This is a genomic window from Desulfosarcina sp. (assembly GCF_046496365.1).
GTDB lineage: Bacteria > Desulfobacterota > Desulfobacteria > Desulfobacterales > Desulfosarcinaceae > Desulfosarcina.
In genome coordinates this window covers 16,400-34,011 of sequence record NZ_JAWOHB010000187.1, presented here as the reverse complement: position 1 = coordinate 34,011, position 17,612 = coordinate 16,400, and the positions used below count along the sequence as shown (strand labels likewise).

Genomic DNA, 17,612 nt, shown 5'->3' with positions numbered 1-17,612 from the left:
CATTTGTCGCCCACGGTCTCAGCCTGTCCGGTGTGCTTCATCTGCCGGACCCGGCGCCATGGGCTGTGATCGTCGGCTGCCACGGTTTGATGGCCGATAAAAACTCTCCCAAACAGATTGCGCTGGCCCGCGGCTGCTCCGCCGCGGGCATGGCCTATTTCCGCTTTGACCATCGGGGGTGCGGTCAAAGTGAAGGCGTTTTCGAATCCGACACCACCCTGGAGAACCGCAAATCAGACCTGGTAGCCGCTGTCCAGGCCATCCACAACCGGTTGGGCCAAACCATTCCCGTGGGCCTTTTCGGCAGCAGTCTGGGGGGCACAGTCTGTCTCACCGCGGCAACCGGCATCTCACCATTTGCCACGGTCACCCTGGCGGCACCCGTACACAGCCGGTCCATCCGATTGCCTGAAGATTCGCCGCAATCCTTGAAAAATGAAATTTTCAGGCGGCGCCTGACCTTCGACATCACCGCTGCGATTGCATCCATCGGTCACATTCTGGTCATCCACGGCAGCAGGGATGCCACCGTTCCGGTTGAAAATGCCCACACGATCTACCGCCTGGCCTGCGACCCAAAAAAAAAGCTGATCTTACAAGGCGGGGACCATCGGGTCAGCAGCGCGGCCCACCAGAAAAAGTTTCTGCAGGCAGCCGTGCAATGGTTTGCAGACTGCCGTGGGGCCCTACCCAAAAAATAAGGCACTGCCGGTACGGCAGTGCCTTTGTTCGGTTCATGCAACCAAAACGTTTATTTGCGGGTCACCGCGCTGTGAATCAATTCCTTTTGGTAGGGGGTCAGTTTCTTGGTGAATTTAACACCGATGCCATCTTCTTCCGTTCTGACGATGGCCCCGGAAATCTTGAACGTTTTTTGCGCCGTGGGCAGGGAAAAAGTCAGCGAAATGGCTTGCCCGGCGCGAAATGGGGACATGGTTTCAATAAAAACCCCGCCCTGGCTCAAATTGTTGATAAAGTCCTGGTAAACCCGGTCACTCGTCGAGTAATCCACCGGCAAAAAGCAGGCAATCCTGGAATCTTCACGGTAATCCAGCCTTTCCCATTCTTGCAGCAGTTCGTCCAGCATTTGCTTGCGCTGGGGAGTCAGCCTGGCCACGGCCTGAATCAGGCGTTGCGTCAATCTGTTTACATCTTCCGGCCGATCGGTCTTATCCATGACAACCTGCCTCAGGGCCCCGCCAAAAAACAACTCCACACCCCGCTTTTCTTTTTGCCCGTCACGCGCTGGGTGTTATGATTTCAATAATGACTTTGCGTCTTTGCCCATCGTAGGGAACCTTGGTCCCGCCAGGCCCCTCTTCGTCGGGTCCCACCGCAATCGTGGTGATGGTGTCGACGTTGACACCTTTACCAACCAGGTAGGTTTTTACCATATCCGCACGGAATTCGGAAAGTTTTAAATTGTAGTTACGCACCCCGGACTTATCGGTATACCCCCGCAAAATAATTATGGTCTCGGGGTGTTGCAGGCAGAAACCGGATATCTTGTCCAGCAGTTCGTAGGCTGCGTCATCCAGATTGTTGGAATTGAATCCAAAGTAAACTTCAGGATAGAGGCCGTAGGTTTCACGGATATCGCTCAGTGAGATTGGAACCTGCAAACGTTGAGGGACCGGGGCTGAAGGTGCGGCACTGCCGCGTTGGTCCGTCTGTGCGCCCCCGGCCGCCGCCTGCTTGGCCGTGGAATCTGCCGCCTCCTGGGAATCCGGGGCGGCTGCCTGGGCCTTGTTGCCCGCAGATTCCTGGGTTCCCGGATCGCCTTCGCGGCTGGGGGGTTGTTTGCCGCTGCCAGTTGCGCCCTCGTCACCGGTTTGCCGATCCGCTGCAAGGGAAGGCGTCTTTTGGGCAACTTCCCGTTCAGGTTCGGTTTCAGGCGATGCGGTTTTGTCCGCCGAACTGCTTGTGGCGTTTAACGGCTGCCGGTTAAAAATAAAGGTGCCCAGCAGACCTATCCAGATGATCATTACCACAACCAGTGCAACCAAAAGGGGCGTTTTCATCGACTGGTTTTGCCACCAGCCGGTCAACGCGGGTATTGCCTGGGGTGCCTGAGCGGTTATATTTTCCGTCCGGGCCTCCGGAGTGGCGTCGCTTGCTTCGATCGATGCCTGCGGCTTGATTTTGAGTTCATCGGCGCACTCGAGGACAATTTTCTCGTCCACGTGCGACTTCTCCCTGACAAAACCGGTCAGCAGGGCCTGGTCGCAGATGATATTGATCAAGCGGGGATACCCGTGGGAGAATTGATAGATTGCCTGAATGGCGGCGGACGTAAAGATTGAATTGTCGGAGCCTGCAACGGCCAGGCGAAAACGGATGTACTGGCTGGTTTCGGCTTCGGATAGCGACGAAATGTTGTAGTTGATCGTGATCCGCTGGCGGATTGCCCGGTTTTGGGGGCGCAGAATGATATTGTTGAACTCGCTTTGCCCCACGAAAAAGATGTTGATCAGTTTGGTGCTGGATTTTTCGATATTGGAGAGCAGCCGGACCTCTTCGAGCATTTTCTGAGTGAGGTGCTGGCATTCGTCGATAATCAGAAGCGCCTGTTTGTTCTGCTGGTTAAGCTGAAGCAGGTAGTTTTTCAGATAAATGAGGAAATCACCCTTGCTTCTGAAGCTTCTGTTCATTCCAAAGGAATCGGCGACAAAATTAAAGAAGTCCATTTTCGCCAGGCCGGGATCGGCGACCATGGCCACGAGCACATCGTCACCCAGGCTGTCGGTGAGTGCATTGAGCAGGGTCGTTTTCCCGGTACCCACGTCCCCGGTGAGCAGCAAGAACCCCTTGTTGTCAAGAATACCGTATTTCAGCACGGCCAGGGCTTCCTTATGCTTTTCGCCCAGCCAGAGAAACTTTGGGTCCGTACTTATCTGAAAAGGCTTGCGATGCAATTTAAAAAAATCAAGATACATGGTGGTTTCTCGGGTACGTCGGGTTTGGTTGTAAATCTGAGTAAAACAGGTTTTTTAGGCGTTCGTCAAGTCGTGTCCATGCAAAAACAACCGCTTTCGGCCCAGGCCGTCGTTCGCGCGGCATTGGAATCCATGACGCGGCCCCGCCGCGCCTGCGGTCTCAACGTCACCGAGGCCTCGGTCTGAACCACAACCGTCTCGATCCGGACGGTCAGCAGGTATGCGCATCGGTGCCGTCAAAGCTTATCCAGAAAAGCCAGGTCCTTGTTCTGGGTCAATTTGGTTCCGACAGCCAGCACCTCCACCCGGCTGCCGGGGATATTTCTGAAATACAACCTGCCCTTGTAGGCAAAAATCACTTCGAAGACGGTTGCGCGGTTTTTCTTGCCAAAGACTTTGCGCTTGATCGGAACCATTTTGGGATCATCGTTGAGTTGATGAATCACCTCCTCCGCTTTGATCTTCATCGCTTCGGAAAGTTCGGCAACCCCTTCGACGGCCCGGTCGTGAAAGGCCGTATTTTTATAAAGTGCACCGAAGCGTTTTCTGACCGCATCGGCGTTTTTTCGGAGTTGACGGTTTTTGGCTTCATTGTCCTTTTCAAATTGCTTTATTTTTTGCTTTAATTCATCGATTTCCTGAAGCTGTCGATCCTGCCGGTCCAGATTCTGGCTGATTTTCTCTTCAAGGGCCACCAGTTCGTCCATCATCTCCTCTTCGGCAGCCGAGGATTTTTCCCGTTCACGGTCCAGTTCGGCGTTGATCAATTCAATTTTTCGGGAGAGGCTGACACGCTGGGATTTCAGCCGCTCCAATTCCGTCAGACTTTTCTGCCGTCCGCTGGCCAGATCGTCGATGACTTCCTGTCTGGCCAGCTCCTCCTGGTGAAGCAGGCGCATGCCGCGGCGGTAGAACCCAAAAAGGACCATGAGCGAGACCAACACACATGCCGCCAGGATCGCGTTGGCAAGCAGGGTATTGTGTTCAATTTCAACGTCGATCGTTTTGATCAGTCCCTCATTGAGCAGCCTGAAATTTTCCCTGGCAACGGCAAAGCTGTCCGGCGCGCTCAAATCGGATTTCGGATTGTCATAGGCATCCGGGTATAGGTAAATCCCGTCGTGCGTCTTGACCGTGACATTAACGCGGACACCCCAGGCCGGCAGTCTTCGGCTGGACATGAACGCGTCGACATTCTCCCGGATGACTTCCTGAAGTCTTACGCTGCCGTCGAACAACTGACGGTCATCGCCGGTGTAGACAGCCGCCAGTTCGGCATTATAGCGTGCATGGATGGTCTTTTCGAGCAGCTGGATTGAAAATACATACACCAGCGGCGGCAGCAGCACGCACAGAATCAGGGCTTTGAATGGGAGGTGGCGCATGTTTAAATTTCTGCAAGCATCCGCCGCGCATCATCGGCACCGTCAAAATTCCCGTCCAGTGCCAGCGCCTTTTCCAGGGACGATCTGGCCTTGGCCTTCTCGCCTTTTTTGAACAGGGCCGCCCCCAGATGATAGTGCACCGTTGGGTTGTCGGGCAGCTTCTCCAGACTGTCCGTGAATTCCTGGACCGCATTGCCATAAAGGCCTTTGCGGTAGTAGATCCAACCCAGCGTATCCATCACACTGGGGTCGTCAGGCAGCTTTTCCTTGGCTATTTGGGCAAATTTGAGGGCCTCATCGATGCTGGCCTCCCGCGATGAGAGCAGATAGGCCAGGTTGTTGGCAGCCGGGGCAAACTGGGGATTGATTTCCAGGGCGGCCCGGTAATGTTTTTCGGACAAGTCGTATTGCTGCTGCATGTCATAGATCGTGCCCAGCAGCATGTGCGGTCCAGCCTGGTTGGGATTTTTCTCCAGGATGGCCATGTATTGGTCGATGGCCTTTTGCTGCTGCCGGCCGGAAAGGTAGATTTTGGCCAGGGCGTAGTACGGGGGCATGAAATCCGGGTTTTCGCGTATGGCGGTCTCGAAGGCCTTTTCTGCCGCATCGGTTTTATTCTGGGCCAGGAACAGACCGCCCTTCAGGTTGTAGAGGATCGCCTTGTGGACGCTGGAGTCGCCGACCGCGTTCAAATGGGCATCGCATTTATTAAGCGCCACATCCAGTTGGCCTTGGGCCCCATGCACCAGAACGATATTGGTGAACACATCCATCAGCATGGGATTGCGCGTCAGGGCGGCATTGAAACTGTTCAGGGCACCATCGTAATCTTTGACGCTGCGCTGCAGCAGGCCCAGTCGATAGTAACCGGTTGGATTCTCAGGATCTTCGTCGATCAGGGCCTTGAAGGCCGCCTCGGCTTCGGCGGATTTCCCCTGGGCCATCAATGCGTTGCCCAGCATCATTCGGGCGCGGTAATCCCTGGGATTGACGGCCAGGATCTCGAGGCTCTGCTTCTCGGCGCTCTCAAAATTACGGTCCCGCAGGGCAATGTCGCCCAGCAGCATCTTGGCTTTCAGGTCGTTGGGGTTGAGTTCGACGGCTTTGGTCAGAGAGGTCTTGGCTAGCTGGGTTTCACCCTTGCCCAGATGGGAAAATCCTTTCAGATAGTAGGCTCTGGCAGAACGCGGCTCTTCCTTGATCAACTGATCGAATAGGTCGATGGCCGCGGTAAAATCTTTCCTGAAGGCCGCAATTTCGCCCTTCATCATCCGTGCAGGAAAAAAATTAGGTCTTTCCCCGAGAACTTTGCCCAGATACTCCTCGGCCGCTTCCATCTGCTGACGCTTCAGGAAAAAGCCGGCCATGGTCGTCATGATGTTGATGTCTGCGGGCTTGATCGCCAGCGCCTTCTGGTACATGGCCAGGGTCTTGTCTGCGTCGTTGGACGCGTCGTAAAAGCCGGCCGCGACCATGTAGGGTTTGATGTCACCCGGCGTGATATCGATCGCCTTGAGATAGGCGCGTTCCGCTTCGGCTGGTGCTTTCATCTGGAAGTAGAAGTTGCCCAGGATAATGTAAAGGTCAGCATTGTCGGGGTTCAACTGGATGGTTTTTTCAAGCTGGGCCAGGGCCTGGTCATAGGCTTTGCGGCCCGTGTAGAAGCGCACCAGTTCAAGCCGGGGTTTGATCTCCTCGGGATCCAGGTGAACCGCACTCATCAACTGGGACTCGGCCTCATCGAACTTGCCCTGGCGGGCGTAAACCCGGGCCAGCCCCATGTAGGCGCGGGATTGTTTGCCGTCCAGATCCAGGATCTTTTCAAAGACGGCCGCCGCCTCGAAGAGGTTTTTTTCCAGGTCATAGAGGCCGGCCATCAGAAACAACGCCTCGATGTTGTTGGGTTCTTTGGCCAGCACCGCGTCGACCTTTTCACGGGATTCATCGGTTTTTTTGCCCAGCATGTAAAATGTGGCCAGCTTGAGGGCCGCATCAATGTTTTCCGGATCGAGTTTGGCGACCATGGCGTATTCCCGGAAGGCCCCACGCGGGTCGCCAAGCTTCAGATAGGTCTCCCCCAGCCGTTCGTAGGCATCCACGAACTCAGGATCGATCTGTATGGCGTTGCGAAACTCCAATTCAGCGCTCTTGTACTCGCCTTTTTCATAATAGGTGTTCCCTTTTTCGAAATGGGACACCTTCTTTTCTTCGTCGGATGAACATCCGGTCCAGAGCAGTGCCGATACGATCACGATTGCCCCAATGCTTGCAGTGCAGCGCTTCATAAAATATCTCCCCCGATGGTTTAGCACTTTTCCAGTCGACTCCCGCCGCCGCGGGAATGACACGGTTTGAATGCGGACACACCCCATGTGGTATGCGCGCCAGCAGAACCTACCACCCAGAACCCCACATGCCGGCTGATCGATGAACCTGTCATTTTATATGGCAATCCAAGCATAATCGCAACAGCCACCTGTTCGCCCCACTCAGCCGGCCTGCTTCAGATGCCAGTGCCAGGCGGTCCGGATTATTTTTTCAAGATCTTCATATACCGGCGACCACCCGAGCTCGCGTTTGATCTTTTCAGAACTGGCGACCAGGATTGCCGGGTCACCGGGCCGGCGGGGCGCCGCCAGGACCGGTATCGCTTTCCCGGTCACCCTTTCCGCCTGGCCGATCACCTCTTTGACCGAATATCCATGGCTGCTCCCCAGGTTATAAATGGCGCTCATGCCGCCTTCCAGCAGGGCATCCAGGGCCAGCAGATGGGCCTGGGCCAGATCGTTGACGTGCACATAATCGCGGATGCAAGTACCATCCGTGGTGGGGTAATCCGTACCGAATACCTGTATGTGGTCAATCTGGCCGGCGGCCGCCTTGAGTACGATGGGTATCAGGTGCGTTTCCGGATCGTGCAGTTCGCCGATCTCGCCGGATTCATCGGCCCCGGCGGCATTGAAATAGCGCAGGGCCGTATATTTCATACCATGGGCCGCATCACAATCGGCCAGCAGACGCTCCACGGCAAGTTTGGTGTTGCCATAGGGATTGGTGGGTATGCAGGCATGATCTTCGGTAATGGGAATCGCCAGCGGCTCACCGTAAACGGCAGCCGTGGATGAAAAAATAAACCGCTTGACCGAATGGCGCAGCATGGCATCCAGCAGCACGAGCGTCTGGGCCAGATTGTTGCGGTAATAGGCCAACGGCTGCTGCATCGACTCGCCAACCTGGGAAAATGCGGCAAAGTGCATGACCGCTTCAAAGGCGTGCTCGCTGAACAACCGGTTCAGCAGATCGATGTCTCCCAAATTGCCTTCAACCCACTCGCCGTGGTGAACCAGCCGCCGGCTGCCGGTGGACAGGTTGTCCAGGATGACCACCTCGCGGCCGCAATCGACCAGTCGTCTGACCATGTGAGATCCGATGTAACCCGCCCCGCCGACAACGAGAATTTTTTTATGCATGGTTTTGAATTGGTTGAGTTGGTTGAGTTGGTTCGCAGTAACCAACCAGTCAAGCGCTTTGCCTACCACATATCGTTGTTGTTGCCTCACCCGCATACCAGCGCTGGGGTTCGGTCTCTTTTCCTCTTCGTCTCTTCCCGACTTCCGCTCTTCCGCCCTGCGCCCTTCATTCGAGGTTGGGCGTTGGATGTTGTGGTTTAAAAGACGTTGGACGTTGAGCGTTCGACGTCCAACTTTCCCCCCTCTCCCCCCCCTAAATAAACCGCTTCTGTCCCAGATAGATCAGTATCTCCTGGGCCGCCTCATCGGGCGTTTTTCCGGTGGTATCCACCCGCACTTCGGGGGCCTCGGGGATTTCATAGGGGTCGTCGATGCCTGTATAGCCTTTGATCAGCCCGGCCCTGGCTTTGGCGTACATGCCTTTGCGGTCCCGCTTTTCGCAGACATCCAGCGGCGTGGCCACATGAACCTCGATAAAACCGCCGCAGGCTTCGATATTGGCACGGATCTCGTGCCGCGTGGCCGCGTAAGGGGCAATGGGTGCACAGATCGCAACACCCCGGTTTTTGGTGATCTCGCTGGCCACGAAGCCGATGCGCCGCACGTTGATATCGCGATGTTCCTTGGAAAAGGACAGTTCGTTGGAAAGATTCAGCCGCACGATGTCGCCGTCTAACAACGTGACCGGACGCTTGCCGATTTCCAGCATCTTGGCATAAAGCACCCGGGCGATGGTCGATTTGCCGGCGCCGGAAAGACCGGTAAAGAAAACGGTGAATCCCTGCCTGGATGGTGATGGATAGGCTTTTTTCAGCTCTGCGACCACTTCCGCAAAGGTGGCCCAGCGGGGGATTTTTCTGCCGCTGCGGATGCGTTCACGGATGTCAAGGCTGGTTAGAGATATGCTTTCGGTTCCCGGGGCGACTTGATCCCTGGGAAAAAATTCATCTTCAAAGGGCAGATAGACCAGTTCCTCAAACCGAACAATGGACATACCCAGCGCCTGGGCCGATTCCTGAACCATGGCCCGTGTGGTGTCGTCGTCATAAAATGACAGCGCACCGTTGGATGTGCCCGAATAGGCATGCTGATGACCAACGATAAAGTGGGTGCAGCCATAATTTTTCCCGATAATGCACTGGAGCAGCCAATCGCGAGGGCCGGCCATTCGCATGGATACCGGCAGAAGACTCATCACCGCGGATTCCGGGGGAAAGTATCCAATCACATGGCGGTAGCAGCGCACACGGGTGTAGTAGTCGAAATCACCCGGGCCGGTCATCCCCACACCGGGTAGCAGCAGCAGATTGGCGCGGCTTTTCTGCATGGCGCGGATGGCCACCTCGAATTCCGGCCGGTGGATCGTGTTGACCGTATGAAAACCAAGGATGCGATTCCAGCCCAGCTTCCTGAAAAGCCCGCGCACTTCCGGCGGGGTCATGCGCAGCGGCTTGAAATCGAAATGCAGCGGCAGACTCAGCACTTCCAGGCTTCCGCCGATGTAGTACGCAGCAGTGTTTCCAAACAGATCGGCCACGCCCGGGTGGGATTTGTCCGCCGTACCGTATAACAGCGCCGCCTCTTTATCCTTGTCGGCTTTCCAGATGTCTTCCACATGCATCACCGCCAGCAGAAAGCCTTCGGGGTCGCGAATGACCACGGACTGCCCGGCCTCCAAGGGTCTGGCCACCGTTTCGGAGATGTCCAGGCAAATGGGAACCGGCCACAGGGTTCCGTCCTGCAGCTTCATCCGATCCAGAACCGACTCGTAGTTGCTGCGGTTCATGAAACCGGTCAACGGGGAGAAAGCCCCGGTGGTGAGCAATTCAAAATCGCAGAGCTGCCGGTCATTCAAGGTGATGCTGGACAGATCGGTGCAGATCTTCTTGAGCAATGCCGAGCGCTCGGGATCAACCAGCAAATTGACCCATTGCCCGCCGTGGTAACTGCTGTCGCTTGCGTAAAAATCAGTCATATCGATGCATCATCCTCAACTGGGCTGCCCGTTGGGTCTCCATCCGGAAAGGGTTGATTTCATCTCCGGCCCCAGCGCCCGTGAACACGCAGTCAAAGCCAAGCGCCTGCGTGTAAAATTTTTAGGGCGGCAGATCGCCGGCTTGGCCCGAACGATGCCGTGTATGCCTGTGCGATCAGGTTTTCCGGAACTATATATTGTTTTTTCATCAAACTATCAAGGATTTAAGCGTTGAAAACCATTTAAACCCCGTGCTTCCTGAGCTTTATTTCGTCCCCGTGATGGTCAAACTTGACCCACAGGTCAAAATAAATGCTGTTGCGGTTAAATTGATGCACTACCCCCTCATGCCCGTTCGTGTGGATCCGTTGCCATTACATGCAGTCCCCGCCATGGGCAATGGTCCCAATGGTCCAGGAGCAAACCCAAGGCCGGATTGACATGCAGGCGGTTAATCTATATTTTGTTGCCTGCCGGTTTCAATCCGTGGTCTATGCACGTGCCTATCGGTCACGAGCGAAAGGTAATCGATGCCCGCCATGTCTCCCTCCCCTTCGCGGGAAGAAATTCACCAGATGGCACTGCGCTGGATGCCATCCATCGGACAGGCCAGCGGGATGCGCATCCTGACGGACACCTCCGATTTCTTCAATGTCGATTATGGCGATATCCTTTTGTTGGGAGGCACGCCCTATCTCATCCGCAACAATGCCAAGGAGGGCCGCTTCGGCCTGGACGACGATGTCAAATATTGGGTCAAGCGCTCCCTGGATTTATCAAGCGGCGAGTTGAAGATCATCAAGCTGGTTTATTATGAAAAATTCCAGGCAACCATCGGCGGCATTCAGTTTGAATGCTTCCGCAGCCCCCGCAAGGAAGCACGCATTCTGGAACTGGTCCGCAATCATCCCAGCTTCATGCAGGGATTTTCGACCAGCGACGAAAAAGGCAATACGATCCGGGTCCTCGACTACATCCCAGGCAAAACCCTGCATGACATCGTTGCCGACATCCAGGAGACCCATGAAACTTATTTTCATGGCGCGTTCCCGGGGATCCTCGACAACTTCATCGAATGCACCGAAGCGATCCGTTTTTTGCACGAAAACGGCGAAAAGCACGGGGATATCCGCAGGGATCACATCCTTGTTGACCGGGCGGCCAACCATTACCGCTGGATCGATTTCGACTTCAACTACCGCCACCGGGAAAACATTTACGGCTACGACCTTTTCGGGCTGGGCAATGTGTTGATGTACATTGTGGGCAAGGGGGATATTTTGTTGGATGATCTCAAAAAGAAAAGCCCCGATACCCTGACCCGCCTCACAGAAGGAGATATGAATATCGTCTTCCATAACCGGGTGGCCAATCTCAAAAAAATCTACCCCTACGTTCCCGAAGCGCTGAACCAAGTACTAAGGCACTTTTCCAAGGAGAGCAGCTGGTTTTACGAAAAAACCGACCAACTGATCACGGATTTGAAAGACGCGCGACGGCAGCTGACCGAATCCAGTGCCTGAGAAGATCCACGGAGGACAGCACACCCATGCAAAAAGGAGGGTTCCCATGAACCATGCGAATCATGCGGTCTTTAACAATCAGGTCCTGATTGCCGTGGACGAATCAGCCAACGCGGAGCAGGCGGTCCGGTATGTGGGTCACGTATTGGGCAAAACAACGGGTTTCGAGGTCACGATCCTGCACATCATCCCCGACCCGGAAGAGGACTATTTCCCCGAAAAAGAGGAGAAGGACAAATACCTCGACAACTACAGGGAACGCATCGGCCGAACCTTGGAAAAGTACCGCCGCATTCTCCTGGATGCCGGCTTTCCGGCAGACGGCGTCGCCACCCAATCCACCCTGCGATACTGCCCCTCCATGGCCGAGTGTATTCTGAACGAGCGGGGCAAGAAGGACTATGGTACCATCGTGGTGGGACGCCAGGGTATCTCCCGCAAAGAGGCGTTTCTCTTCGGCAGCGTCTCCAGCAAGATCGTCAACCATGCCAAAGATTGCGCCGTCTGGGTGGTGGGATGACGTTTTCAATCGCGTGGGTTTACTCATGAGAATTTCATATTTCATCACACCACACGGTTTCGGCCATGCTGCGAGAGCGGCGGCGATCATCGAAGCGCTTCACGGGCTCGCGCCCCGCATTGAGTTTGAACTGTTTACCCAGGTGCCGGAATGGTTTTTCGACGACTCCCTGACCTGCCCGTTCATCTATCATGCACTGCCGACGGACATCGGGTTGGTGCAGGAAACCCCCTTCGCCGCCGACCTTGAGCAAACCTTGAAGCGGCTCCATGATTTCTATCCCCTGGGCCGTGAAAGCATCAACCGCCTTGCCGCAATGCTGAAAAAGGGACAATCAGAACTGGTAGTATGCGACATCGCAGCCATGGGAATTGTCGCCGCCAAAAAAGCCGGCATCCCCTGTCTGCTGGTGGAAAATTTCACCTGGGACTGGATCTACGAAGCCTATGCTCCGGAACACCCGGCATTTTCAAAGCACATCGATTACCTGAAAAGCGTGTTTGCCCGTGTGGATTATCACTTTCAAACCCAACCGGTCTGCAGACCCTGCCGCGCTGACCTGACTTCATCTCCGGTGAGCCGGAAACCGCGCACACCCGCTTCCCAAACGCGTAAAAATCTCGGTCTGGGCTCCGGGGGGCGGATCGTACTGGTTACCACCGGCGGCATCCCTTTCCGGTTGCCCTCCTTAGAAAGTATCCAAGGACCCCGGGGAGTCTTTTTCCTGGTACCGTCGGCAGCTGAAATTCCGGAGATCCGGGGCAGTGCCATCCTGCTTCCCCATCGCTCCAGGTTTTTTCATCCCGACCTGGTGGCTACCGCAGACGCCGTGGTCGGAAAGACCGGCTACAGCACATTGGCCGAAGTCTACTGGGCCGGTGTGCCGTTCGGGTACGTCAGCCGTTGGAATTTCAGGGAATCGGGCCCGCTGGGCGCCTTCATCGATCACCACATGGCCGGCATGACGGTCTCGGAAGCAACCCTGAGCGACGGTTCATGGATCTTGAAGGCTCACGAACTGCTTTCCATGGAACACCGCCGACCCGCAGGGGTCAATGGGGCCGATCAGATTGCCGCCGCAATTTTACAGATATTGGGTTGATTGTTGCACGGGCAATCGACCCCATCCAACGGATTCGACAACGGAGTTTCTGAGAAGCCGCCGAGAATTGGATCATTTCACCGGTCAGGAGCGAATGATGAACGAAGACCTGCAAAAAAATATGGCCCACATGACCTACGGGATCTACCTCCTCACCACCCGGCATGAAGGCATCGTCAACGGCATGATCGCTTCCTGGGTGAGCCAGATATCCTACGAACCGCCCCTGATCATGGTGGCGGTTCACCCCAACCGTTACACCCACGTGCTGTTGGCCCAAAGCGGCTGTTTTGCCCTGCACATCCTCGCCGACGGTCAAACGCACCTGGTGGCCCGTTTCAAGGGCCCCGACCCGGCGGTAAAATTTGAATCCTTATCCTGGAGCGATGGGGTGACCGGTTGTCCCATCCTGGCCGATTGCATCGGCTGCATGGAGTGCCGCATCATGCAAACCCTGGAACCGGGCAATCACACCCTCTTCGTGGGAGAGGTGGTCCGCTCAGTTTTCAATGCGCAGAATAGGCCGCTTTGCACCTTGGATTATCATGGGTGCTACCTGGGCAAATCATAAACCCAGCCGGTTCGGGCATGACCGATGCCCCACCCGGTCAGTGCCTGGTGCTTTTGGTGGGTCTCTAGAAGGCCAGATGCTCTTTTACACCCAGCTGCGCAGCCGCATGCTGAGCAACGGCCTGGCCGAGCCAGTTCGGCTGGTGAGCGTCCGAGCTGAGCACGAACTTAAAGCGATCCTTGAAGGGCCCGTAATACGGTTTCCAATCCGTACGCCAGACATAACGGTTGTTGATTTCGACCAGACACTCGGTGGGTATGCGGCTCAGGTTGGTATCCAGCGCATTGGGATGAGCGACAATGACCGGCTTACCAGTCGCAAGCAGCCTGTCCAGGGAACGATAGTCGGCATCCCGATCCCGGCAGTGAACAATATAATAATCGACATTATATCCCGCGGCTTCATTGACCCAGGTGTGTCCATCCACTTCAACGCCGACCTTCAGCCCGGCCTGACGAATTTCTCTGGCGTATGTTTCGAAAACGCCATCCAACACATACTCGAAATGATCGCTGATCCCCACATTCCTGGCATGTTTGATTGCCACGATCAGGCTAACCGTTTGTTCGGGCACGACTGAGCTGTCACCTGTTGAATAGGTTGTATGGATATGCAAATCCTGCTGTAGCATCATGAGGCCTTTGCTTGTTAAGCGTTTTTTTATGTGCGGTGATTTGGGGTCGCCTGTTGAAGGGCAGTCCCAAATCCGATAAATATTTCAGCATCTGCATGCCATCGTGTACTAAGCTCGCGTAAACCAGCGGTGGCGGCCGGCGGTCCTTTTCACAAGCGTCAACGCCAGCTGCCGATCCATGGGAACAGGCGATGTCGCCGGACCGCAGACGGGACCCAGTTCTTAAAAAGCGTTTTGGAATGTTCAATGCGCATGTTAAGCTGGCAGTGGATGCCCTGGGGCCAAGCGCAACAGCTTTTCATCACCCTGTCAGCCAACCAGCTGTTACTTTCCCACAGGGTTCACGGCAAGGTCAATGCATTCCTATGGATTTTAATGGACCTGATGATGGTTTCGGTTTGCCGGGGAGAATCGGTTCAGCGTATCGTGCAACGCCCAGGCATCGTATAGGAGTGTTCCGTGGGTTTTAGTCTGTCGACGTTCTTCTATTCCCGGCGTGACCTAATGATCTCCCGGTGGGTTGAACTGCTGAAAACAGAGGTTGGTGAGCAATACGCCGCCAGACCGCGCCAGGAACTGATGGGAACGGTTTCCAAGGCCTTCGACGCTGAAGTGGATGTAATCCTTTGCAATGATTATAAAAAGATCAACGCTTTCATCACCGAAATCACAAAAATGCGTCTTGAATCCGGATTTCTGCTCTCCGACGTTCAAAAAGCATTTGAACTTTTTCGCAAACTGGCCATCGACCTTCTCATAACGGAAACCACCCTGGCCGAGTTTTCCGATTCCGTTGTCCGGATGAACGACTGCCTCAACTACACCATCCACCGTTTCAGCGATTATTTCCAGGCCATGCATGAGAAAAAAATTCTCGAGCACAACCGGTTGCTCGAGGCGGAGATCCAGGCACGGACGGCCGAACTGGTTGAATCGGAATTGAATTACAAAACACTGGTGGAGGAGATCAACGATGGCTACTTCGTGGTTCAAAACCAGGTGATCGTTTTTGCCAACCAGGCCTTCTGCAGCATGCACGGCTATGCGCTGCATGAGGTCCTGGGCAGCCGATATTCTGATTATGTTGCGCCCGGGGAGCTGGAGAAGCTAGTCGGGACCAACAAAAACGGAACGTCGGAACAGACCGGCCCGCGAATGGTCGAGTACCTCCGGCTGACGAAAACCAAAGAGGCATTTCCGACGGAAATTCAGTCAAAGGTGGCCCGATACAACAACAGCATCTCCAGAATCGGCATCTGCCGCGATATCACCAACCGGGTTCGGTTGGAGAAAAAGATGCGTGAGAGCGAACGGATGGCCACCATCGGTCAGATCACCACCTCCTTGTCCCATGAGATCAGAAATCCGCTCTCTGCCATCAAAATGAACCTGCAGATTCTCAAAAAAAACCCCCAGATCAGAGGGAACGATCAACGCCGCATCGACATATCAGCCAAAGAGGTGAACCGGCTGGAGCGTATTCTGGAAGAAGTGCTCGACTTCGCCAAACCCCTTCAGATCAAACTGGGCCGGGTTGAAATCAACACGATCGTGGCGGCGTCACTGGACCTGTTGGACATGAAATTTGCAGAGGCGGGCATGGAGATCGTTTCCGCTCTATATCCGGATCTTCCGACCATTCAGGCCGACGGGGAAAAGCTGGGGCAGGCAGTTATCAACATTCTCCTGAATGCCCTGGAGGCATCGTCCTATGGATCCAAAGCAGAGATTCAAACCCGTTTCGGGTCGGGGAGCCGAGGCGAGGTCGAGATCATCATCAAGGATGAAGGCCATGGCATATCCAGAAAGCATGCACCGGAAATCTTCAAACCCTTTTTCACCACCAAAAGCAGCGGCACGGGATTGGGGCTGAGCAATGTACACCGAATCATCGACGCCCACGGAGGGCGGATCGATGTCAAGAATCGCCGGGTTCCCGGCGCATATTTTAAAATTACCCTTCCCGTCAACAAGGGCCGCGGGAGCGGATAAATTCGCATGGACAAAATTCTGATCATCGACGACAAACACGCTATCCTGGAAAGCCTGGACATGTTTTTCGCTGAAAAGGGATACCAGGTCTATAAAGCCGACACCGGGGCAACCGGTATGGCCCTTTTCAATCGCCACGAGCCGGATGTGGTGATTTTGGACATACGGCTCCCGGACACCCACGGCATCGCCCTGCTGGAGCAGATCCAGGCCCTTGAAAAACCGGCCAAGGTCATCATGATCACCGCCTTTCAAGACATGGAAACCACCATTGCTGCCATGAAACTGGGGGCCTACGACTATATTCACAAGCCCCTGGACGTGGACAAGGTTGAGCAGGCCGTGGAGCGGGCCCTGTACACCCTTAAAATTGACCGCGAGACACCGCTGGCGGCTGAAATCACCCAGCCGCCCAACCCGGAGGTCATCATCGGCAAGAGCGACCAGATGCGTAACATATTCAAAACCATCGGGCTGTTATCCCAGAATCGGGCACCCGTTCTCATTCAAGGAGAAACCGGAACAGGCAAAGAACTGATCGCCCGGGTGATTCACCGCAACAGTTTGTTCGCCATGGAACCCTTTGTCACCTTTGATTGCTCCGCCGTGGTGGAAACGCTGCTGGAAAGCGAATTGTTCGGACATGAAAAAGGCGCTTTTACCGGTGCCATTCAATCCAAAGCAGGCAAAATCGAATTGGCCGGCAACGGCACGCTGTTTCTGGATGAAATCGGTGAACTGCCGCTGACCATGCAGCGCAAATTCCTCGGTTTTTTACAGCGCAACGAATACGACCGGGTGGGCGGCAAACACCCGCTCACATCGAGGTGCCGGATTATTGCGGCGACCAATCGGAATCTGACCGAAATGGTCAACAGCGGTCTGTTCCGGCAGGATCTCTTCTTCCGTCTCAAAGTGGTGATGATCCACGTGCCGCTGTTGGTGGACCGATGGACCGACATCCCGGACCTTGTCAATCATTTTCTGCAGAAAATCAACTGGGAGCTGGGCACGGACATCTTCAGTCTGGAAAAGGGCGTTATCGACCGGCTGATCGCCCATACCTGGCCAGGGAACGTCCGGGAGTTGGAAAACGTGCTGGTGGAAGCCGTGGTAAGGGCCAGGGGCAAGGTGATCCTGGTGGATGAAATTGAAAACATCCTTTCATCCAACCACCCGATCACCACCACCCGGCTGAAAACTTACTCCCTGCCGCATATGGAAAAAAAACATATCCGGATGACCCTGGACCGGCTGAACTGGAATCGGTCCGAATCTGCCCGGGTTCTGGGCATCTCCCTGCCCACCCTGCGAAATAAAATCAGGAAATACGGTATCGTTCCTTCCGAGTGATCATCGTGAACACCCTGAAAGTTTTTTTCCACCCCTGAAAGTTTCTTGCCGTTCCGCTCGACGCACCGCCCGCCCCCCGTTTTCATAACTTTCAGAAATACTGTTTGTTACCGGCAGGTTAATCGGGGAGGTGTCTTTTTGTCAGATTGGC

At 55.0% G+C, this 17,612-nt stretch carries 17 protein-coding genes; 10 read left to right on the top strand and 7 right to left on the bottom strand.

All coding sequences use genetic code 11. The features are described from left to right. Positions 1-701: alpha/beta hydrolase (locus R6V78_RS18705; RefSeq protein ID WP_410290907.1), on the top strand; the 701-nt coding region annotated here is incomplete at its 5' end. 50 nt (positions 702-751) lie between these two features. Here the strand turns inward: R6V78_RS18705 and R6V78_RS18700 are convergent. Both R6V78_RS18700 and R6V78_RS18695 read right to left on the bottom strand, forming a co-directional pair. Further along, positions 752-1,177, bottom strand: a complete 426-nt coding sequence (locus tag R6V78_RS18700) for a PilZ domain-containing protein (protein ID WP_410290906.1) — start codon at positions 1,175-1,177, stop codon at positions 752-754. Between the two features lie 61 nt (positions 1,178-1,238). Then, positions 1,239-2,837 carry an AAA family ATPase gene (locus tag R6V78_RS18695; protein ID WP_410290905.1) on the bottom strand — a complete coding sequence of 533 codons (1,599 nt, stop codon included), beginning with the start codon at positions 2,835-2,837 and terminating at the stop codon, positions 1,239-1,241. Positions 2,838-2,852: 15 nt separating this feature from the next. Between R6V78_RS18695 and R6V78_RS18690 the strand changes: the two genes are divergently transcribed. Further along, positions 2,853-3,122: a hypothetical protein gene (locus R6V78_RS18690; protein ID WP_410290904.1), complete on the top strand. Its 270-nt coding sequence runs from the start codon at positions 2,853-2,855 to the stop codon at positions 3,120-3,122. Between the two features lie 50 nt (positions 3,123-3,172). Here the strand turns inward: R6V78_RS18690 and R6V78_RS18685 are convergent, their stop codons facing one another. The 4 genes from R6V78_RS18685 to R6V78_RS18670 all read right to left on the bottom strand — a co-directional run bounded on the left by R6V78_RS18685 (position 3,173) and on the right by R6V78_RS18670 (position 9,766). After that, positions 3,173-4,321 carry a coiled-coil domain-containing protein gene (locus R6V78_RS18685; RefSeq protein WP_410290903.1) on the bottom strand — a complete coding sequence of 383 codons (1,149 nt, stop codon included), beginning with the start codon at positions 4,319-4,321 and terminating at the stop codon, positions 3,173-3,175. A 2-nt stretch (positions 4,322-4,323) separates the two neighbouring features. After that, positions 4,324-6,606, bottom strand: coding sequence for a tetratricopeptide repeat protein (locus tag R6V78_RS18680; RefSeq protein WP_410290902.1), 2,283 nt, complete (start codon positions 6,604-6,606; stop codon positions 4,324-4,326). Between the two features lie 204 nt (positions 6,607-6,810). Next, the gene (gene galE, locus R6V78_RS18675) at positions 6,811-7,791 is read right to left on the bottom strand and encodes a UDP-glucose 4-epimerase GalE (protein WP_410290908.1); all 981 of its coding nucleotides are present in this window, start codon (positions 7,789-7,791) and stop codon (positions 6,811-6,813) included. Between the two features lie 253 nt (positions 7,792-8,044). Beyond that, on the bottom strand, positions 8,045-9,766 hold the full coding sequence (locus tag R6V78_RS18670) for a bifunctional sulfate adenylyltransferase/adenylylsulfate kinase (protein WP_410290901.1): 1,722 nt from the start codon (positions 9,764-9,766) through the stop codon (positions 8,045-8,047). A gap of 197 nt (positions 9,767-9,963) precedes the next feature. Between R6V78_RS18670 and R6V78_RS18665 the strand changes: the two genes are divergently transcribed. The 5 genes from R6V78_RS18665 (at position 9,964) to R6V78_RS18645 (ending at position 13,482) form a co-directional block, all read left to right on the top strand. After that, the gene (locus tag R6V78_RS18665) at positions 9,964-10,206 is read left to right on the top strand and encodes a hypothetical protein (protein ID WP_410290900.1); all 243 of its coding nucleotides are present in this window, start codon (positions 9,964-9,966) and stop codon (positions 10,204-10,206) included. 135 nt (positions 10,207-10,341) lie between these two features. Further along, positions 10,342-11,289: a serine/threonine protein kinase gene (locus R6V78_RS18660; RefSeq protein WP_410290899.1), complete on the top strand. Its 948-nt coding sequence runs from the start codon at positions 10,342-10,344 to the stop codon at positions 11,287-11,289. 46 nt (positions 11,290-11,335) lie between these two features. Continuing rightward, a complete protein-coding gene (locus tag R6V78_RS18655; RefSeq protein ID WP_410290898.1) occupies positions 11,336-11,809 on the top strand; it encodes a universal stress protein in 474 nt (157 codons plus the stop codon). Between the two features lie 25 nt (positions 11,810-11,834). After that, positions 11,835-12,911 (top strand): hypothetical protein, encoded by a 1,077-nt coding sequence (locus R6V78_RS18650; protein ID WP_410290897.1) that lies wholly within the window; start codon positions 11,835-11,837, stop codon positions 12,909-12,911. Between the two features lie 97 nt (positions 12,912-13,008). Next, complete coding sequence (locus tag R6V78_RS18645) at positions 13,009-13,482, top strand: flavin reductase family protein (RefSeq protein ID WP_410290896.1); 474 nt, start codon at positions 13,009-13,011, stop codon at positions 13,480-13,482. 64 nt (positions 13,483-13,546) lie between these two features. On the opposite strand, the gene R6V78_RS18640 is transcribed toward R6V78_RS18645, so the two are convergent. Then, a complete protein-coding gene (locus R6V78_RS18640) occupies positions 13,547-14,056 on the bottom strand; it encodes a hypothetical protein (protein ID WP_410290895.1) in 510 nt (169 codons plus the stop codon). A 306-nt stretch (positions 14,057-14,362) separates the two neighbouring features. Here R6V78_RS18640 and R6V78_RS18635 point away from each other — a divergent pair, with 306 nt between their 5' ends. Genes R6V78_RS18635 through R6V78_RS18625 form a run of 3 tightly spaced genes read left to right on the top strand, consistent with a single transcriptional unit; the run spans position 14,363 to position 17,461 of the window. After that, a complete protein-coding gene (locus R6V78_RS18635) occupies positions 14,363-14,566 on the top strand; it encodes a hypothetical protein (protein ID WP_410290894.1) in 204 nt (67 codons plus the stop codon). A 9-nt stretch (positions 14,567-14,575) separates the two neighbouring features. Beyond that, the gene (locus R6V78_RS18630) at positions 14,576-16,108 is read left to right on the top strand and encodes a two-component system sensor histidine kinase NtrB (protein ID WP_410290893.1); all 1,533 of its coding nucleotides are present in this window, start codon (positions 14,576-14,578) and stop codon (positions 16,106-16,108) included. Between the two features lie 6 nt (positions 16,109-16,114). Then, the gene (locus tag R6V78_RS18625) at positions 16,115-17,461 is read left to right on the top strand and encodes a sigma-54-dependent transcriptional regulator (RefSeq protein WP_410290892.1); all 1,347 of its coding nucleotides are present in this window, start codon (positions 16,115-16,117) and stop codon (positions 17,459-17,461) included. The last annotated feature ends 151 nt before the right edge of the window (positions 17,462-17,612 follow it).